Genomic DNA, 12,888 nt, shown 5'->3' with positions numbered 1-12,888 from the left:
GCTACGGCTCCGACGGATCAGTAGTCGGCGTTCTCCAGCTTGAAGTTCCAGACGCCCTTGTGTTCCTTGCTCTGGCCCGAGGTCGTCTTGTCCTGCTCGACGATGCTGATGTACAGCGTCTTCTGCGGGGCCTGGCCCTGCTGCTGAGCGAAGAGGTCCACGCCGTCGAAGGCGTAGTACGTCTTCTTGTAGGCGTACGTCATCTGCTGGCCGTTGATCCACAGCGCCCAGCCGGTGTCCGCGATCTCGGGGTCCACGCCGACGCGCAGCGTCTCGCTCTGGTTGACCTTGATCGTCTTGGCGTCGGACTTCTCCAGGGCGCACTTGGTGGCCTTCGCCTGGCCGAGGTCCTTGCCGTCGTCGTAGCAGGTGGCCTCGGAGCTCACCGAGGTCGAACCGACCGTGACGGTGACGCGCGGCGTCGGCTTGTCGCAGGCCGACAGGACGAGCAGTCCGGCGGAAACGAGGCCGGCGGCGGCGACGGCGCGGCGGCGTCGCACTACGGATTGCAGCGTGGTCATGGCGGAAGGCTATCGGGCGGGTACAGCGGTCCCTCTATGCGGGGTGCGGCGAGCCCTGTTCGTTACGCCACCCGCGCCCGGGGCGCGCCGCCGTGCCGCGCCGAGGCGATCAGCCCCTTCGCGGTGGCCAGCCAGCCCGCGGCGACCACCGCGGCGGCCACCGAGAGCCCGAGATAGCCGTTCAGTGGCATCACGATGCCGACCGCGCCGCCGAACACCCACGACACCTGGAGCAGGGTCTCGGAGCGGGCGAAGGCGGAGGTGCGGACCAGTTCCGGCACGTCCCGCTGGATCAGCGCGTCCAGGGACAGCTTGGACAGGGCCTGCGCGAAGCCGGCGACGGCCGCCAGACAGGCCACCAGGAACGCCCCGAAGAAGATCGCCGCGGTGATCGCCGCGCCCAGCACGATGGCCACCACCGTCACGATGATGATCTCCGGCGCCCTCGACTTCAGCCACGCCCCGACCGCCGTACCGAGCGCGTTGCCCGCCCCCGCCGACACCGCCACCAGGCCCAGGGACACCGCCGCGCTCTCGCCGGTCAGCGGATGCTCGCGCAGCAGGAAGGCGAGGAAGAAGGTGAGGAAGCCGGAGAGCCAGCGCAGGGCGGCGTTCGCACCGAGGGCGTGGGTGACGGCGGTGCCGACCGTGCGCAGCCCGGGCCGCTTGACCGGCTTGAGGTGCGGGCCGTGCAGATGGGCCTCGTCGGCTGCGAGCAGCGCCACGTCCTCGCCCTTGGCCGAGTCGACCTTCGGGGGCAGCGAGAACGACAGGAACATGCCGGCGATGAAGATCACGAAGGCGCCGTAGAGCGGCCAGCGCGGTCCGATGGCCTGGAGCCCCGCGCCGACGGGCGCCGCGATGCCGGTCGCGAGGAGACCGCCGAGGGTGACGCGGGAGTTGGCCTTGACGAGGGAGAAGTGGGGCGGGAGCAGACGGGGCACGACCGCGCTTCTGACGACGCCGTACGCCTTCGAGGCCACCAGTACGCCGAGGGCTGCCGGATACAGCTCCAGGCTGCCGGTGGCGACCGCCCCGGAGATGATCAGCGCGAGCAGGGCACGGGCCAGCATCGCGCCCGCCATGGCCGCGCGGCGGCCGTGCGGCAGGCGGTCCAGGAGCGGGCCGATCACCGGGGCGAGGACCGTGAAGGGCGCCATGGTGATGGCGAGGTAGAGCGCGACGCGCCCGCGGGCCTCGTCGGTCGGCACGGAGAAGAACACCGTCGAGGCGAGCGCGACGGTGATCATCACGTCCCCCGCGCCGTTGACGGCGTGCAGCTCGATCAGCTTGCCGAGGCCGGACTCGCCCGCGCCGTGCGCGTGGGTCGCCTTGCGGATCCCGCGGGCCGTACCGGTGAACGGGAGGTGCAGGGCACGGCCGACGGCACGGACGGATCCGGTCATCCGGCCCGACCCGCCACCGATGCCGGTGGCTCCCTGGGGTGTCCTCGTGCCTGCCACCCCGTCATAGTGCCCCGAGAAAGCTGTGAGTAGTGCGGTTACCGCGCGTATGAACGCATATGAAGCGCCTCCCGAGACCCTCCTGATCCGCTTCTGAGCCCCTCCCGAGCCTCTCCGGGAGCAACGAACCATCACGTCGGTGTAGGCCGAGCGGCGACGAACAGGTAGCGTGCGTAGCGCGCCGTGGCGAACGTTCTCGGCCGCGCGCCTCTCTGACATCCCGCAGAATGGATGGGAGCAGGTGCGCCCGAGCGCGATCGGGCGCGGACGTCGACGCGGCCCTTCGGTCCGCTCCGTCCGCACCCACCGCCTTCAGGCCGGCGCACCCGAGTGACGGCGTAGGAGAGAAGCGATACCTGTGAGCGCAGCGACAACGCGAAGCCGCACCCCCGACCGCCAGTGCGCCGAGGCCGTCGACCTCGCCCGCGCCGCCGCCGAGGAGGCCGCCGCGCCCGGGGTGGTGGGTGAGCACGCGGGCCTGGTCTCCGAGGGCGATCGTGTCGTCACGCACTTCTTCGAGTGCAAGGAGCTCGGCTACCGCGGCTGGCGCTGGGCCGTGACGGTGGCGCGCGCCTCCCGCGCGAAGATCGTCACCCTGGACGAGGTCGTCCTGCTGCCCGGCCCGGACGCGCTCCTCGCCCCCGAGTGGGTGCCCTGGAGCGAACGTCTGCGTCCCGGCGACATGGGCCCCGGCGACCTGCTGCCCACCGACGCCGAGGACCTGCGCCTCGAACCCGGCTACACCGGCGAGGACGAGCCGCTGCCGAGCGCGCCCGTCTCCGAGGAGATGGCCGAACTGGTCGAGGCGGAGGACGCGGAGCTCACCGCGGGCACGCCCTCCAACCTCCCGGTGGCGCCGTCCCGCGGCTCGATCGCCGCGGTCGCCGAGGAACTCGGCATGCGCCGGGCCCGGGTCCTGTCGCGCTACGGCCTCCATGTCGCCGCCGACCGCTGGGAGGAGTCCTTCGGCGCGAAGACCCCGATGGCCCAGGCGGCCCCGGCGCCCTGTGTCAGCTGCGGCTTCCTGGTCCCGCTGGGCGGCTCCCTGGGCCAGGCCTTCGGTCTGTGCGCCAACGAGTTCGCCCCGGCGGACGGCCGCGTGGTCTCCCTGTCCTACGGCTGCGGTGGCCACTCGGAGGCCGCGGTCATGCCGAAGCCGCCCCAGCCGGCGCCGCCGGTGATCGACGAGACCCGGGTGGACCCCTTCCCCCTGCGCCCGTCCCGCGACTCCGGCTCGGTACCGGAGACCGCGGACGAGGCGTCGGCGGAACTGGGCCACTCGTAGGGTTCTCGGCTCAGGGGCGCTGGAACACGCGGTCCACGACGCCGGCGGCGACCACGTACTGCGACTGGTCGTAGACCTTGGTCCCCTGCTTCGTCGTGGCCCGCTCACGCAGCCCCAGGTACTGGTACGTCTTCGCGTCGAAGAGCAGCGTTCGCCCGCCGTCCTTCCAGGAGGTGCCGGGCGGGCCGACGACGTACTGGACGCCGATGGCCGTGTGGCCGTTGAACTCGGTCCGGCCCGGCAGCACCTTGACGCCGGGGGCGGTGGCGAGCGCCTCGAACGCCGCGGAGCGCAGCCCCTTGGGCAGGACGGAGTGGCGGAGCAGTCCGGAGAGGAAGATCTGGACCATCGGCCACTCGTCGGCCGTGGTCGGCCGGCCGTAGTCCGGCTTGCCGCCCATGTCGCGCAGGGTGGCCGTCAGTTTCCGCGGGTCGGTGGGCAGTTCCTTCAGCTCGGACCACTTGGACGGCGGCCAGGTGCTCTGCCCCGGCTTGAACTTCGGCACCCACTGCTTGTGGCCCAGCTCGCTGACGTAGCCCTTCTTCGACCCGTCGACCGAGCTCCAGCTCTCGTCGACCCACTTCTTCACGGGGCCGCCGGAGACCGGCCTGCGCTCGATGACCTCCTTCGTGTAGATGAACTGGTCGTCGCGCGGTGCGAGCGGCTTCTCGGTGCGCAGGGCCTCGGCGGCCGCCCCCCGCAGCACGGTGGTCGCGCTGACCGTGCGGGTGCGGGGTTCGGTCCCCGAGTCCTGGGCGACCAGCAACGTCGTGGTGACCGCCGCCGCGGCGACGCCGGCCACGGCGACCCGCAGCAGCGGACGGCGGCCGACGCCCGGTACGGCGGTGGCGGCGGGTGCCCGCATGGCCTGGTGGAGACGGAGGCGGGCGCGGGCGCGGGCGGCGTCCGTGAGCGGGGGTGCGTCCGCGTCCCACTCCCGCAGGAGTTCGAGCTCATTCATCGTCGGATTCCTCTCGAAGAGCGGTCGGATCGGATCCGCCCAATGCCTCACGAACTTTTCTGCGGGCCCTGTGCAGCCGTGACCGGACCGTCCCCACCGGCACGCCGAGGGCGGCCGCGACCTCCTCGTAGCCGAGCTCGGCCCAGGCGACGAGCAGCAGCACGTCCCGGTGCCGGGCGGGCAACCGGGCGAGGGCACCGGCGAGTTCACCGCGGACCGCCTGGGCGCTGACCCGTGCGGCCACCTGGTCCGCGACCGTCTCGTCGGCCGTTCCGCCGGCCGCGACGACGGGCAGCCTGCCCAGCGCCTTCAGACGCCGGGCCTCGGCACGCCGGTGCCGGCCGATGAGGTTGGTCGCTATGCCGAACAGCCAGGGGCGGGCGTCCGCCGACTCCGTGCGGTACCGGAAGCGCTGCTGGAACGCGGTGGTGAAGGTCTCCGCCATCACGTCCTCGGCGGCTTCCGTACCGAGTCGGCGGGCCGCGTACCGGTGCACGGAGTCGGCGTGGCGGTCGAAGAGCACGGAGAACGCCTCGGGCTCGTCCCACGACCGTTCGATCACCGAGGCGTCGCTGTCCTGCCCCACTTCGACGCCCGGTTCCACGGTCATCGGGGCTCCTTTCGTCGCGCTGCGGCTGAAGCTCGGGCTTTCACCGGTACTTCGCCGCTCGCGCGGATCCGGTTCCCAGCTGCCGGAGCTTGGTGCCCCGGTCTCCGGCGGACAGGACTGCCCGCGCCTCCCGCGTCCCGCCTCTCCGCGCCGCTTCGCCGTCGCGAAGCCTCCCCGAGTTACGCCCTCCCCTCCTCGCGGTACCTTCGACGTCACGCCGATGAGGAGAGTCAACGTGAGCAAGTTCGTGCGGCCCGCTGCCGAGGGTGCCGACCCGTTCGGGACCGCCCGGCTCAGGCGAGGTGTGCTGGACGCCTGGGCCACCAGTCCCGCCCGGTTCAGGGAGGACGCCAACGCCGAGGAGGACCTCGTCCTCGGCGGGTACCGGGACCGACTGGTCGTCGAGCTCGCGCAGAACGCGGCCGACGCGGCGGCCCGGGCGGGCGTCCCCGGCAGGCTCCGGCTCACCCTCCGCGAGGGCGTGCTCTTCGCCGCCAACACCGGTGCCCCGCTGGACGCGGCCGGCGTCGAGTCCCTCTCCACCCTGCGCGCCTCCGCCAAGCGCGAGCCGCGGAGCGGATCGGACGCGACGGACGGGGCGATCGGCTCCGTCGGCCGCTTCGGCGTCGGCTTCGCCGCCGTGCTCGCCGTCACCGACGAGCCCGCCGTCGTCGGCCGGCACGGCGGGGTCCGCTGGTCGCTGGCCGAGGCCCGCGACCACGCCGCCGACACCGCCCGCCACAGCCCCGGCCTCGGCGACGAGATCCGCCGCCGCGACGGCCATGTCCCGCTGCTGCGGCTGCCGTTCGCCGCCGAGGGCACCGCGCCCGACCCCTACGACACCGTCGTCATCCTGCCGCTGCGCGACGCCGCCGCCGCGGACCTCGCCGAGCGCCTCCTCGACGCCGTCGACGACGCCCTCCTGCTCGCCCTCCCCGGTCTGGAGGAGGTGGTGATCGAGACGGACACCACCCGCACCCTCAGCCGCCGCACCGACGGCGTCTTCACCGTCGTAGAGGACTCCCGCGACGGTACGACCCGGTGGCGCACCGCGTCCGCGCACGGGCCGCTCACCCCCGAACTGCTCGCCGACCGTCCCGTCGAGGAGCGGCTGCGGCCGCACTGGGCGCTCACCTGGGCCGTGCCCGCCGACGCCGAGGGCGCCCCCGCGCACCCCCGCACCAGCCCCGTCGTGCACGCCCCGACCCCCAGCGACGAGCCGCTCGGCGTGCCCGCGCTGCTCATCGGGTCGTTCCCGCTGGACCCCACCCGCCGGCACACCGCACCCGGAGCGCTCACCGACTTCCTCGTGCAGCGCGCGGCCGACACCTACACCGAACTCCTCGCCGGCTGGCGGCCGGTGGGCGAGGGCATCATCGGCCTCGTGCCCGGACCGCTCGGCAAGGGCGAACTGGACGGCGCCCTGCGCCAGGCGATCCTGGAGCGGCTGCCGAGGACCTCCTTCCTGCCGCCCGCGCTCGAACCCACCGACGACCTCCCGGAGACGCTGCGCCCGCGGGAGGCCGAGGTCGCCGAGGGCGCCGGCGCCGACACCGTGCGGGTGCTCGCCGAGGTGCTGCCCACCCTGCTGCCCGCCGGCCTCGAACGACGCGTGGAACTGCGGACGTTGGGCGTGGCGCGGATTCCGCTCACCGACGCCGTGGACCGGCTGGCGGGTCTGGAGAAGGAGCCGGAGTGGTGGCAGCGGCTCTACGACAGCCTCGCGGGCGTCGACCCCGACCGGCTCTCCGGCCTTCCCGTGCCGCTCGCCGACGGCCGTACGACCATCGGGCCCCGGCAGGTGCTGCTGCCCACGTCGGACGGGCCCCTGATCGACCCGGAGATCCTCGCCCGGCTCGGCCTCAAGGTCGCCCACCCGAGCGCCGCGCACCCGCTCCTGGAGAAGCTGGGCGCGCTGCCCGCGACTCCGCGCGCGGTGCTCACCACGCCCCAGGTGCGGGCCGCGGTGGCCGCCTCCCTGGACGATGACGGGGGTGTGAGCTGGGAGGAGGACACCCCGGACGCCGAGGAACTGGCCGACACCGTGCTCGCGCTGGTCCGGGACGCGGGTCTGGAGCCCGGCGACGAGCCGTGGCTGGGCGCGCTGGCCCTGCCCGACGAGGAGGGGGAGCCGGCCCCGGCCGGTGAACTCGTGCTCCCCGGCAGCCCGTTCGCCCGGGTCATGCGCGAGGGCGAACTCGCCTTCGTGGACGCCGAGTTGGCTGAGAAGTGGGGCGAACAGCCCCTGGCCGCCTGCGGGGTGCTCGCCGACTTCGCGCTGGTCCGCGCCGCCGACGTGGTCCTCGACCCGGACGAACTGGAGCCCCGCGAGGGCGACTTCGCCGAGCCGGACGACGCCGGGCTGCTCGACGCCGTGGACGTGTGGTGCGAGGACATCCTCGACCGGTTCCCGGACTCCCCGGTGCCGCCGGTCGCCACCGAGCTGATCGCCGTACGGGATCTGGACCTGGTCGACGAGGACAAGTGGCCCGAGGCCCTGGCCCTGCTGGCCCAGCCCCCGCTCCGGGACGCGCTCACCCAGCAGGTCCGCATCCTCCTTCCGGACGGCACGCACGAGGTCGTACGGCCGTACACCGCCTGGTGGCTGCGCGGGAACCCGGTGCTCGACGGCCGCCGCCCGGCCGGTCTGCTGGCGTCGGGCGGTGACCCGCTCCTGCGCGGACTGTACGACGAGGCCGACGCGACCGGGTTCGACGACGAGCAAGTTCTGCGGGCGCTCGGGGTCCGGACGTCGGTGGCCGCGCTGCTGGAGGAGCCCGGCGGGGCGGCGGAACTCCTCGACCGCCTGGCCGACCCGTCCCGCCCGGTCACCGGAGCCCAACTGCACGCGCTCTACAGCGCGTTGGCGGACCTCGACCCCGAACAGGTCACCCTCCCCGACGAGTTGCGGGCGGTGACCGACGGCCGGGTCGAGGTCGTGGACGCGGCGGACGCGGTGGTCGTCGACTCCCCGGACCTGCTCCCCTTCACGGAGGGGGTGCCCCTGCTGCCGGTACGCCCGTCCCGGGCGGCGGAGTTGGCCGAACTCTTCCAGGTCCGCCGCCTGAGCGAGTCAGTGACGGGATCGGTCGACTCCGAGGGCACGGAACACGAGGTCCCGGAGTCGGTACGGGTGCTGCTGGGCGCGAGCACCCCGGCCACCTACGTCGAGCACGAGGAACTCGTCGTCGACGGCGTCGAGATCGACTGGCGCCTCACCAACGACGGCGTCCTGCACGCGTCCACCCTGGAGGGCGTGGCAGCGGGCCTGGCCTGGGCGTCCCGCCAGTGGCCCCGCCGCTTCGAGGTGGCAGCCCTCCTGGAGGACCCGACCCGCACGGAGGAACTGGCTAGGGACCGCTGGTTCGACTGAACGGCTCAGCCGGCGCTGGGCTCCAGGAAGTAGTCGTAGTTCGCCAGGTCGAGCGTGATCCCGGTCAACTCCCGGACACGCTCGGCGTGGTCCTGCGTCAGCGGCACCACGCCGACCCACTCGGCCGCCGGAATCCCCACGAGGTCCGCGAGAGCGTCCACACCGGCCGCGGTGACATCGACGGCCGAGTCGAGGAACTCGCCGACCTTCGGGTACCGGCAGACTTCTACGAAAAGCTTCACACACAACTCTTACCAGTCGTGCAACCTTTCACCCCACTTCTTTATCTCACCACGTGAGCCACTCAGACTCACTGACCTCACGTGGGGAACACATGCGTATACGAGCCACCGTGGCCGCCGTCACCGGCGCCCTGGCCCTTTCCGCCCTCGCCGTGCCGGCCGTGCAGGCCGCCGACGGAGGTATCCACAAGACCACCGCCGCCGAGCGCTTCGGCGTCTCCCGGTCGGCGATGAGCACCGCCGTCGCGGCGGACGAGCTGCCGGTCGTCTCCAAGGTGACGGTCAACGGTGGCAAGGACCTCGTCCTCGGCACCACCGCCGCCAAGACCTTCACCGTCTCCCTGACGGCCAGCCACCCCGCCGGCATCCAGGACGCCTACATCGACCTGTGGCACGGCAAGGACATCGACAACATCGACGGCTACCTCCCGCCGAACGAGCAGAACGCCACCTGCACCGCGGTCAACACCACGACCTCGACCTGCAAGCTCACCATCGAGGCCGCCCCGGGCAGGGACCTGTACATGAACACGCTGGCCAGCACCTGGCACGTCACGGCGGCCGTCATCGCCAACGACGAGGTCGGCTCCATGTACTGGAACGACTACTACGGCACGCACCGGGTCCAGCGCCTCTCCAAGCTCACCGCCAACGCCGCCCCCGAGCCGGTGAAGAAGGGGAAGACCATCACCGTCACCGGCAAGCTCACGCGCGCCAACTGGGAGACCAGGAAGTACGCCGGGTACTCGACCCAGCCGGTGAAGCTTCAGTTCCGTAAGAAGAACTCGAACACCTACACCACCGTGAAGACCGTCAAGACCAACACCAAGGGGGACCTGAAGACCACGGTCAAGGCCACGGTCGACGGGTTCTACCGCTGGAGCTACGCGGGCACCTCCACCACTCCCGCGGTCAACGCCGCGGGTGACTTCATCGACGTCAAGTAAGCCGAAGACGCCAGGTAAGTCTGTTCGAAGTAAAGCGTTGCGCATGTGCGGACAAAATCACGCCCCACGCGTACAACCCGCCTCATGAGTCGTCGGTCTCCTGTGTGAGTCACCAGACTCCGAGATCCTTCTTTTCTCATGGGGAACGCACATGCGCATACGCGCCCTCGTCCTCGCCGCCTCCGGCGCCGTGGCCCTCTCCGCCCTCGCCGTCCCGGCCGCCCAGGCCGCCGACCCGGCCGGGCCCGCCGTCACCTTCTCCCAGCTGAAGGTCAACAACGGCAAGAACATCGTGGTCGGCTCCACGGCCCAGGTCACCGTCTCCGCGACGTACACCGTGACCAAGCCCGCGGACCTGGACCCGAACTCCATCCAGACCGGGCCGGTCCTCTACCGCGGCGCCACGCTCGGCGAGAACTCCGACGACCTGCTCGCCGGTGACGGCCCCGGCACCTGCACGGTGTCCTCCTCGACCGTCCTCAAGTGCTCGGCGAAGATCCAGTTCCGCCCGAAGTCCTCGGACCAGGACCTCGACCTGTTCAGCAGCGAGGCGGGCACCTGGAAGCTGGGCGCCCTCGCGGTCAACGCCGACAGCGGAATCACCTGGCAGGGCGGCCTCGGCTCCACCCACCTCCAGCGCAAGGCCACCCTCACCACCGACGCCTCCCCGGAGCCGGTGAAGAAGGGCAGGACCATCACGGTCACCGGCAAGCTCTCCCGCGCCAACTGGGACACCAACAAGTACGCGGGCTACTCCACCCAGCCCGTGAAGCTCCAGTTCAAGAAGAAGGGCGCGACCACCTGGAGCACCGTGAAGACCATCAAGACGTCCACCACGGGCGCCCTGAAGACCACGGTGAAGGCCACGGTGGACGGTTACTTCCGCTACACCTTCGCAGGTACGACGACCACGTCGGCAGTGAACTCGGCGGCCGATTACATCGACGTCCGGTAAAACCGCGCCCCTCAGGGGCGCGGGGAACTGCGCGACAAGCCACGACGGCGCCGCGGACGACACACAGCGGACCCGTCCCGGCCGAAGCCCAGCGCTAAGCGGCCCCGCGGCGGTCGACCACCCTCCACAGGAGCTCCAGGACGGCCGCCGCCACCACCGAGATGCCCACCGCGATCCACGGCATCGTCACCCCCACCAGCTTCAGCGCGAAGAAGTGCTGGAGCCACGGCACGGCGAGGACCAGCACGAAGCCGAGGCCCATCGCCGCGACCAGCGCGACGCGCCACCACGTGTACGGCCGCGCGATGATCGCGAGGACCCACATCGAGATCAGGAACAGCGTCAGGGTGGCCGCGCTGGTCTCCGCGTCCAACGCGCCCTCGCCCGTGTAGTGGTGGCGGGCGATCAGGTACGTCACGAAGGTCGCGATCGCCGCCACCACCCCGCCCGGGACCGAGTACCGCATCACCCGCCGCACGAAGTGCGGTTTCGCGCGTTCCTTGTTGGGCGCGAGGGCGAGGAAGAAGGCCGGGACGCCGATCGTCAGCGTGGACAGCAGGGTCAGGTGCCGGGGCAGGAAGGGGTACTCGACCTGCCAGCACACCACGAAGATCGCCAGCAGCACCGAGTACACGGTCTTCACCAGGAACAGGGTCGCGACCCGGGTGATGTTGCCGATGACCCGCCGCCCCTCGGCGACCACCGAGGGCAGCGTCGCGAAGCTGTTGTCCAGCAGCACGATCTGCGCGACCGCCCGCGTGGCCTCGGACCCGGAGCCCATGGACACCCCGATGTCGGCGTCCTTGAGCGCGAGCACGTCGTTGACCCCGTCACCGGTCATCGCGACGGTGTGCCCGCGGGACTGGAGCGCCCCCACCATGTCCCGCTTCTGCTGCGGGGTGACCCGCCCGAACACCGTGCCCTCGTCGAGCGCCCGCGCCATCCCGTCCCGCTCGGCGGGCAGCCGGCGCGCGTCCACCGTGCTGCCGTCGAGGCCGAGCTTGGCCGCCACCGCCCCGACCGACACCGCGTTGTCCCCGGAGATGACCTTGGCCCGGACGTCCTGCTCGGCGAAGTAGCGCAGGGTGTCGGCCGCGTCGGGCCGCAACCGCTGCTCCAGGACGACCAGGGCGGTCGGCCGCGCTCCCCGGGCGACCTCGGGATCGTCTAGGTCCCGGACGGCCCGCGCCAGCAACAGCACCCTCAGGCCCTGTTCGTTGAGCCGCTCGGTCTCGGCGAGGGCCGGGTCGTCCGCGGCCAGCAGCACGTCAGGCGCCCCCAGCAGCCACGTACTGGACTCGCCGTCGCCCTCGCTGAAGGAGGCCCCGCTGTACTTGCGGGCGGAGGAGAAGGGGAGCGACTCGGTGCACCGCCACTCCTCGACGTCCGGGTAGACGTCGATGATCGCCTGGAGGGAGGCGTTGGGCCGCGGGTCGGACTCCCCGAGGGCGCCCAGCACTTTCCGTACGTACGACGCGTCGGCCCCCTGGAGCGGCCTGACCTCGCTCACGTCCATGCCGCCCTCGGTGAGGGTGCCCGTCTTGTCGAGGCAGACCGTGTCGACGCGGGCGAGGCCCTCGATGGCCGGGAGTTCCTGGACGAGGACCTGTTTCCGGCCAAGCCGGATGACGCCGATCGCGAAGGCGACCGAGGTCAGCAGCACCAGTCCCTCCGGGACCATCGGCACGATCCCGCCGACCGTACGCGCGATGGAGTCCTTGAGGTCGTTGTCCTTCACGAACAACTGGCTGATGACCAGGCCGATCGCGGTCGGGACCATCATCCACGTCACGTACTTGAGGATCGTGGAGATGCCCGAGCGCAGCTCGGAGTGGACCAGGGTGAACCGGGAGGCCTCCTCGGCGAGCTGGGCGGCGTACGCCTCGCGGCCCACCCGGGTGGCCTGGAAGGCGCCGCCGCCGGCGACCACGAAGCTCCCGGACATCACCTGGTCGCCGGGCCGCTTCACCACCGGGTCGGCCTCACCGGTCAGCAGCGACTCGTCGATCTCCAGCCCGTCGGCCTCGACGACCCTCCCGTCGACCACGGCCTTGTCGCCGGGCCCGATCTCGATGAGGTCGTCCAGGACGATGTCGGAGGTGCTGACCTCGGACGCGGTTCCGTCCCGCCGTACCGTCGGCCGCGCCTCCCCGATCACCGCGAGCGAGTCGAGGGTCTTCTTGGCCCGCCACTCCTGGATGATGCCGATCCCGGTGTTGGCGAGGATGACGTACCCGAACAGGCTGTCCTGGAAGGGCGCCACGGCCATCATGATCAGCCAGAGCACACCGATGATCGCGTTGAACCGGGTGAAGACGTTCGCCCGGACGATCTCCGCCAGGGACCGGCTGCTGCGCACCGGCACGTCGTTGACCTGCCCCCGCGCCACCCGCTCGGCCACCTCGGCCGCGGTCAGACCGGTGACCGGGACGGAACGGGCCGTCGTGGCGTCGAGTTCGGCGCCCGCGTCGATGTGCGTCATGCATTCGACGGTACGTGCGGTTTTGCGGCTTCACCCGGCGAGTGCCCGG

The 12,888-nt window shown here is 71.8% G+C and carries 10 protein-coding genes; 4 read left to right on the top strand and 6 right to left on the bottom strand.

Annotation, left to right across the window (positions count from 1 at the left end; all coding sequences use genetic code 11):
* Window positions 1-17 precede the first annotated feature (17 nt).
* Together ACFULQ_RS30330 and ACFULQ_RS30325 are read right to left on the bottom strand one after the other, a co-directional pair.
* Complete coding sequence (locus ACFULQ_RS30330; protein ID WP_383549981.1) at window positions 18-521, bottom strand: hypothetical protein; 504 nt, start codon at window positions 519-521, stop codon at window positions 18-20.
* A 62-nt stretch (window positions 522-583) separates the two neighbouring features.
* Window positions 584-1,927, bottom strand: a complete 1,344-nt coding sequence (locus ACFULQ_RS30325) for an MFS transporter (RefSeq protein ID WP_383550044.1) — start codon at window positions 1,925-1,927, stop codon at window positions 584-586.
* Between the two features lie 415 nt (window positions 1,928-2,342).
* Between ACFULQ_RS30325 and ACFULQ_RS30320 the strand changes: the two genes are divergently transcribed.
* Entirely contained in the window at window positions 2,343-3,269 is a 927-nt protein-coding gene (locus tag ACFULQ_RS30320; RefSeq protein WP_383549978.1) for a DUF3027 domain-containing protein, read from the top strand.
* A gap of 10 nt (window positions 3,270-3,279) precedes the next feature.
* Here the strand turns inward: ACFULQ_RS30320 and ACFULQ_RS30315 are convergent, their stop codons facing one another.
* Together ACFULQ_RS30315 and ACFULQ_RS30310 are read right to left on the bottom strand one after the other, a co-directional pair.
* Complete coding sequence (locus ACFULQ_RS30315; protein ID WP_383549975.1) at window positions 3,280-4,230, bottom strand: CU044_5270 family protein; 951 nt, start codon at window positions 4,228-4,230, stop codon at window positions 3,280-3,282.
* Complete coding sequence (locus tag ACFULQ_RS30310) at window positions 4,223-4,840, bottom strand: RNA polymerase sigma factor (RefSeq protein ID WP_383549973.1); 618 nt, start codon at window positions 4,838-4,840, stop codon at window positions 4,223-4,225. The genes ACFULQ_RS30315 and ACFULQ_RS30310 overlap by 8 nt, the downstream gene beginning before the upstream one ends.
* 235 nt (window positions 4,841-5,075) lie before the next feature.
* Between ACFULQ_RS30310 and ACFULQ_RS30305 the strand changes: the two genes are divergently transcribed.
* Complete coding sequence (locus tag ACFULQ_RS30305) at window positions 5,076-8,213, top strand: sacsin N-terminal ATP-binding-like domain-containing protein (RefSeq protein WP_383549971.1); 3,138 nt, start codon at window positions 5,076-5,078, stop codon at window positions 8,211-8,213.
* Window positions 8,214-8,218: 5 nt separating this feature from the next.
* On the opposite strand, the gene ACFULQ_RS30300 is transcribed toward ACFULQ_RS30305, so the two are convergent.
* A complete protein-coding gene (locus ACFULQ_RS30300) occupies window positions 8,219-8,455 on the bottom strand; it encodes a hypothetical protein (RefSeq protein WP_383549968.1) in 237 nt (78 codons plus the stop codon).
* A 92-nt stretch (window positions 8,456-8,547) separates the two neighbouring features.
* Between ACFULQ_RS30300 and ACFULQ_RS30295 the strand changes: the two genes are divergently transcribed.
* Both ACFULQ_RS30295 and ACFULQ_RS30290 read left to right on the top strand, forming a co-directional pair.
* Complete coding sequence (locus tag ACFULQ_RS30295; protein WP_383549965.1) at window positions 8,548-9,402, top strand: calcium-binding protein; 855 nt, start codon at window positions 8,548-8,550, stop codon at window positions 9,400-9,402.
* A 151-nt stretch (window positions 9,403-9,553) separates the two neighbouring features.
* Entirely contained in the window at window positions 9,554-10,357 is an 804-nt protein-coding gene (locus tag ACFULQ_RS30290; protein ID WP_383549963.1) for a hypothetical protein, read from the top strand.
* Between the two features lie 94 nt (window positions 10,358-10,451).
* On the opposite strand, the gene ACFULQ_RS30285 is transcribed toward ACFULQ_RS30290, so the two are convergent.
* Window positions 10,452-12,839 (bottom strand): cation-translocating P-type ATPase, encoded by a 2,388-nt coding sequence (locus ACFULQ_RS30285; protein ID WP_383549961.1) that lies wholly within the window; start codon window positions 12,837-12,839, stop codon window positions 10,452-10,454.
* Window positions 12,840-12,888: the final 49 nt, after the last annotated feature.

Source organism: Streptomyces sp. NPDC057253 (assembly GCF_042669125.1).
GTDB lineage: Bacteria > Actinomycetota > Actinomycetes > Streptomycetales > Streptomycetaceae > Streptomyces.
Note: the sequence above shows the minus strand (reverse complement) of the source record. Positions and strands in the feature narration are given on the sequence as shown.

What these genes read in the sequence shown, in the direction of transcription:
- ACFULQ_RS30330 (WP_383549981.1), bottom strand. Translation starts at nt 521, where the DNA reads ATGACCACGCTGCAATCCGTAGTGCGACGCCGCCGCGCCGTCGCCGCC.
- ACFULQ_RS30325 (WP_383550044.1), bottom strand. Translation starts at nt 1,927, where the DNA reads ATGACCGGATCCGTCCGTGCCGTCGGCCGTGCCCTGCACCTCCCGTTC.
- ACFULQ_RS30315 (WP_383549975.1), bottom strand. Translation starts at nt 4,230, where the DNA reads ATGAATGAGCTCGAACTCCTGCGGGAGTGGGACGCGGACGCACCCCCG.
- ACFULQ_RS30310 (WP_383549973.1), bottom strand. Translation starts at nt 4,840, where the DNA reads ATGACCGTGGAACCGGGCGTCGAAGTGGGGCAGGACAGCGACGCCTCG.
- ACFULQ_RS30295 (WP_383549965.1), top strand. Translation starts at nt 8,548, where the DNA reads ATGCGTATACGAGCCACCGTGGCCGCCGTCACCGGCGCCCTGGCCCTT.
- ACFULQ_RS30290 (WP_383549963.1), top strand. Translation starts at nt 9,554, where the DNA reads ATGCGCATACGCGCCCTCGTCCTCGCCGCCTCCGGCGCCGTGGCCCTC.
- ACFULQ_RS30285 (WP_383549961.1), bottom strand. Translation starts at nt 12,839, where the DNA reads ATGACGCACATCGACGCGGGCGCCGAACTCGACGCCACGACGGCCCGT.